Origin of the sequence: Pseudomonas onubensis, from assembly GCF_965653655.1 — a bacterium.
In the GTDB taxonomy this organism is placed as follows: Bacteria; Pseudomonadota; Gammaproteobacteria; order Pseudomonadales; family Pseudomonadaceae; genus Aquipseudomonas.
In genome coordinates, this window is record NZ_CBFHAZ010000182.1 from 1 (window position 1) to 4,010 (window position 4,010).

Sequence of the window (4,010 nt, forward strand, 5' to 3'; positions counted from 1 at the left end):
CGCGAATGCGGTGGCTCAGTCAATAAATCTGGCGACTGATTCACCGCATTCGCGAGCAAGCCCGCTCCCACATTTGACCGAGTCCGGTGGTTAGATAAGCGCTAACGCCTGGGCCAGGTCGGCTCTCAAATCTTCCACATCCTCAACCCCCACCGACAACCGCACCAGCCCATCGCCAATCCCCAACTGCGCCCGGGTCGCCGCCGGAATGCTCGCATGGGTCATGATCGCCGGGTGTTCGATCAGGCTTTCCACGCCGCCGAGGCTCTCGGCCAGGGCGAAGATCTTGACGTTTTCCAGAAAGCGCGTGGCGCCGGCCAGGTCACTGTTCAAGTCCACTGAAATCATCCCGCCAAACCCGCGCATCTGCTGGCGCGCCAGTGCGTGCTGCGGGTGTGAGGCCAGGCCTGGGTAGTACACCCGCGACACTTGCGGCTGCTGCTCCAGCCAGGTGGCCAGGTCGAGGGCGTTGCTGCAATGGCGCTCCATGCGCAGTGCCAGGGTTTTTACCCCGCGCAGGGTCAGGAAGGCATCGAACGGCCCGGCAATTGCGCCGACCGAGTTTTGCAAAAAGCCCAGGCGCTCGGCGAGTTCCGGGTTGTGGCCGACGATGGCGATTCCCCCGATCACGTCGGAGTGGCCATTGAGGTATTTGGTGGTGGAGTGCACCACGATGTCGAAGCCCAGCTCCAGTGGGCGCTGGATCCATGGGCTGGCGAAGGTGTTATCGGCCACGCAGATGATGCCGCGATCGCGGCAGATGCGCGCAATGGCGCTGAGGTCGGTGAGGCTCAGCAGCGGGTTGCTCGGGGTCTCGACCCAGACCATGCGTGTGTCGCTCTGCAGCGAGGCTTCAAAGGCCGACAGGTCGCTGAGGTCGACGAAGCTGAAACGATGCCCGGCGCTGCGTTGGCGCACCTTGTCGAACAGGCGGAAGGTGCCGCCATACAGGTCGTTGCCGGAGACAATATGTGCGCCGGCATCCAGCAGTTCCAGCACGGTGGAGATCGCCGCCAGCCCGGAAGCAAACGCGAACGCCGCGCTGCCGCCCTCCAGGTCGGCCACGCAGCGCTCCAGGGCAAACCGTGTGGGGTTGTGGGAGCGCCCATAGTCAAAACCCTTGTGTACGCCAGGGCTGTCTTGCAAATAGGTGGAGTTGGCGTAGATCGGCGGCATCAGCGCGCCCGTGGTCGGGTCGGGTGATTGCCCGGCGTGGATCACACGGGTGGCAAACGCGCTTTTATCGGGCAGGCTCATGCAAGGGATCTCCGTAGGTGGTTAAGCAGGTCGACGCGGGTGATCAGGCCATGGAAGCCTGATGTGTCGGCAATGATGGCGACCAGGCCGCGATCCAGTTCGGCCTGCAGTTCGGCCAGGCTGGCGCTGGGGGCCAGGGTTTGCAAGGTGTTGCTCATGGCATCGGCCACCACCATGGAAAAGTGTGTAGCGTCCTGATGCAGGCCCAGCAGAATGTCGGACTCATCTATTACACCCACTAGCTTCTGGCCGTCCACCAGCACCGGCAGTTGCGAGACATCGGCCAGGCGCATGCGCTGGAACGCGGTGAGCAAGCTGTCGTCAGGGCTGACGCTGATCACCCGGCCGTCTTCGAAGCGCCGCGCGATCAGGTCGCGCAGGTCGCCGTAGTGCTTGTATTGCAACAGGCCTGCGTCGTTCATCCATTGGTCGTTGTAGACCTTGGACAAGTAGCGCGTACCGGTGTCGCAGACGAAGGTGACCACGCGCTTGGGCTCGGTTTGTTCGCGGCAGTAACGCAATGCGGCGGCAAGCAGGGTGCCGGTGGATGAGCCGCCGAGGATGCCTTCGGCCTTGAGCAACTGGCGGGCGTGGTCGAAGCTTTCTTCATCGCTGATGGAGTAGGCATGGCGCACGCTGGAGAGGTCGGCAATCGAGGGGATAAAGTCTTCGCCGATGCCTTCCACGGCCCAGGATCCAGGCGTTTGCATGTTGCCGCTGCGGCTGTATTCGGCCATCACCGAGCCCACCGGGTCGGCCAGCACCATGGCGAGCTCGGGCTGCACGCGTTTGAAGAAACGCGTAAGACCGGTGAGGGTGCCGGCCGAACCGACACCGACCACAATCGCATCCAGATCATGCTGGGTTTGCGCCCAGATTTCCGGGGCAGTGCTGGTTTCGTGGGCCAGCGGGTTGGCCGGGTTGTTGAACTGGTCGGCAAAGAATGAACCGGGAATGTCTTTGGCCAGGCGCGCGGCCACATCCTGGTAATACTCGGGGTGGCCCTTGCCGACGTCGGAACGGGTGATGTGTACTTCGGCGCCCATGGCCTTGAGGTGCAAGACCTTTTCGGTGGACATCTTGTCGGGCACCACCAGCACCACACGGTAGCCTTTGGCCCGGCCGACCAGCGCCAGGCCCAGGCCGGTATTGCCGGCGGTGGCTTCGATGATGGTGCCGCCCGGTTGCAGGCGGCCGTCGCGTTCGGCGGCGTCGATCATCGCCAGGCCGATGCGGTCCTTGATCGAGCCACCGGGGTTCTGTGATTCAAGCTTGAGAAACAACGTGCAAGGGCCCGTATCGAAACGGCTGACCTTGACCAGCGGCGTGTTGCCGATCAGTTCGAGCACGGCGGGACGTGAAAGGCTGGGCATGAATTCACCTTGGTTGCGAGCAGACAGAGGTGGAGCAGCAAAGTAAAAGCGTGCCTTGGAACATAGGCCGGGATCGCGCCGGTCGCAACCGGGCGGTCCGTTGGATGTCTTTTTTTGGCGCATGAACCCGACAGGGCGTTTACAGCAGTTCGGCCAACGCCTGCTGTACGCGCGCACTGGCCGCTTGCATCGGCGCGCGCAGTTCGCTGCCGATCAAGCCCTGCAAGGCCAACGCAGCCTTGACCGGCGCCGGGTTGGGCTCGATAAACAGAGTGTTGATCAGCGGCAATAACGTGAAAAACGTCGCCCTGGCCTCGGCCAATTGGTTATCGCGCACTTGCTGGCACAGCGCCACGAAGGCCTCGGTGCGCACATGCGCCGAGGCCGCAATCGCGCCACTGGCGCCCAGGCACAGCGCGTTGAAGATCTGGATATCCTCACCACACAGCACATCGACCTGGCCACTGGCGATCAACGCCAGGGTCGTGGCCAGGTTGCCGCCACAGTCTTTGATCGCGGCGATGCGCGGGTGTTTGACGATATTCAGGAGCGTGGCTTGCTCGAAGGTTACGCCGGTGCGGTAGGGAATGTCGTAGAGCACAATCGGCACGCTTGAGGCATCCGCCACCGTGCGAAAAAACGCCTCAAGGCCAGGCTGGGAAGGGCGGATATAGCTGGGCGCGGGCACCAGCAGACCGGCTATCGGGCGCTGGAGAATTTCGCTTTGAAAGTGCAGCAGTTCTATCTGATTATTGCCCGCCAGCCCCATCACCACCCGCTGCGCGGGCACCCATTGCAGCACGGCATCAAGCACGGCGAGCTGTTCCTGACGGCTCAACGCCGCGGCTTCACCGGTGGTGGTGCAAACCATGATCCCGGCCACGTGTTTTTCCAGCAGGTGGCTGACCAGCCGGTGCAGGCCGATAAAGTCGACGGCGCCATCCTGAAACGGCGTGACCACGGGCACCCAGATACCTTGAAACGATGACATACACTTTCTCCTGATGGTTGACCGCTAAAGTCACCGTCAGAAGGCCAGAGGGGATTGTGCAGAAGGAGGAGTGGTCCGTCGCGCTCAATGTCCTGTCAGCTCATCTGACGGGACAGCGCGCCCCGGTCACATGAGCGACTGTTTCTTCGATTTGAGGGCGCGCGCAATGCAACCTTGCGCCTTGGCAAAAAAGCCAATGACGGAAAGGTTAACGAAAGACGCTGCTGACATGCGCTGGCACACCCTGAATAAGATCTTCATCTTCAGGGGATGTGACGGGATGTGTCAACCCCGCCGCAGGGGCTAATAGGCAAGCGACTCGGTCAACTGTGGGAGCGGGCTTGCTCGCGAATGCGGTGTATCAGTCAACTCACCTGTCACTGATACAC

At 62.2% G+C, this 4,010-nt stretch carries 3 protein-coding genes; all 3 read right to left on the reverse strand.

The window, feature by feature from the left end; all coding sequences use genetic code 11:
- Positions 1-90 precede the first annotated feature (90 nt).
- A complete protein-coding gene (locus tag ACTD9P_RS29305) occupies positions 91-1,257 on the reverse strand; it encodes a cystathionine gamma-synthase (RefSeq protein ID WP_219267751.1) in 1,167 nt (388 codons plus the stop codon).
- Positions 1,254-2,630, reverse strand: coding sequence for a pyridoxal-phosphate dependent enzyme (locus tag ACTD9P_RS29310; protein WP_438870374.1), 1,377 nt, complete (start codon positions 2,628-2,630; stop codon positions 1,254-1,256). Before ACTD9P_RS29310 ends, ACTD9P_RS29305 begins: the two co-directional genes overlap by 4 nt.
- 139 nt (positions 2,631-2,769) lie before the next feature.
- Positions 2,770-3,621, reverse strand: a complete 852-nt coding sequence (gene dapA, locus ACTD9P_RS29315) for a 4-hydroxy-tetrahydrodipicolinate synthase (RefSeq protein ID WP_438870375.1) — start codon at positions 3,619-3,621, stop codon at positions 2,770-2,772.
- Between the last annotated feature and the right edge of the window lie 389 nt (positions 3,622-4,010).

What these genes read in the sequence shown, in the direction of transcription:
- ACTD9P_RS29305 (WP_219267751.1), bottom strand. Translation starts at nt 1,257, where the DNA reads ATGAGCCTGCCCGATAAAAGCGCGTTTGCCACCCGTGTGATCCACGCC.
- ACTD9P_RS29310 (WP_438870374.1), bottom strand. Translation starts at nt 2,630, where the DNA reads ATGCCCAGCCTTTCACGTCCCGCCGTGCTCGAACTGATCGGCAACACG.
- dapA (WP_438870375.1), bottom strand. Translation starts at nt 3,621, where the DNA reads ATGTCATCGTTTCAAGGTATCTGGGTGCCCGTGGTCACGCCGTTTCAG.